Source organism: Zoogloea oleivorans, from assembly GCF_008107625.1.
Classification (GTDB): domain Bacteria; phylum Pseudomonadota; class Gammaproteobacteria; order Burkholderiales; family Rhodocyclaceae; genus Zoogloea; species Zoogloea oleivorans.
Map to the genome: position 1 here is coordinate 1 of NZ_SDKK01000098.1, position 1027 is coordinate 1027.

At 68.4% G+C, this 1027-nt stretch carries 1 protein-coding gene and 1 pseudogene; both read left to right on the top strand.

The window, feature by feature from the left end; translation table 11 throughout:
* Positions 1-285: pseudogene (gene flhF / locus ETQ85_RS25945) on the top strand (flagellar biosynthesis protein FlhF); the annotation flags it as partial.
* Between the two features lie 86 nt (positions 286-371).
* On the top strand, positions 372-1027 hold a 656-nt coding region (locus ETQ85_RS25950; RefSeq protein WP_187394886.1), incomplete at its 3' end, for a MinD/ParA family ATP-binding protein.

Here is a 1027-nt window from a genome sequence, read left to right on the forward strand (position 1 = left end):
GCCGGCGACGATCTGGCCGGCGTGATTCTCAGCAAGATGGATGAAGCCATGTCCCTCGCTCCGGTACTCGATGTGGCGATTCGCCACCAGGTTGAAGTCTTTTACGTGGCCAACGGTCAGCGGGTTCCGGAGGATCTGCACCTGCCGAACCGGGATGCCATCCTGAGCCAGGCTCTGCGTGAGCTGCCGGCCGCTTCGCCCTTTCGTCTCGATCCCCTCGAAGCCGGCCTGATGATGGCCTCGGCCGGCCAGTCGGGCGTTACCAGCCTGCGGGGAGGTGCTTGAGATGCAACAGCCCCTACGCTCACTTCGTTCGCTGCCCCCCAGGGGGGCGCAGGCCGCCTTTGAGGCGGCCCGGCAGGAGACCTGAAATGCTGCACGCTTCCGATCAGGCTGCCGGCCTGCGCCGCTTGTTCCGTCGTACCCCGTCGGCCGTGGTGGCGCTGTTTGCCTCCGGTCGTTCGCCCCGAGCCCTCGCCATCCAGACGCTCACTGCCCTGACCGAAGGCGCGCGCCGGGTGGTGGTGATCGACGAGCACGCGCCGGAGCACGGCTCGCTGCTGGCGGCTTTCGGCTATCCCGATGGCGGCGATCTGCTGGCCACGCTGCAGGGCCAGCAGGACGTCACCGAAACCATGCGTGAAGTGGCGGAGGGGCTGTGGGTCGTGCCTGCCGCTGCCGCCGTTCAGGCCGTGCCGTTGCTCGATGATGCTCATCACGCCCGTCTTGAGGCCGGCATTTCGGAACTGCAGCGGCGGGCCGATCTGCTCGCCATTCATACCGTGGGCGATGCCCGCAACCTGACGCCTTTCGCCCGTGCCGCCGGCCGTCGCCTGCTGGTGGTGGAAGCCAGCGGTGTCGGTGCCCGTGGCGCCTGCCAGTGGATCAAGGGCCTTGCCGCGGCAGGTGCCGGGTCGCTGGAGGTGGCGGTGAGTGGTGCCCGCGACCGGGCCGATGCCACCGCCTTGTTTGCCAGTCTGAATGATTTCACCTCCCGCCATGTGGGCCTGCCGCTGGTGTGGCGGGG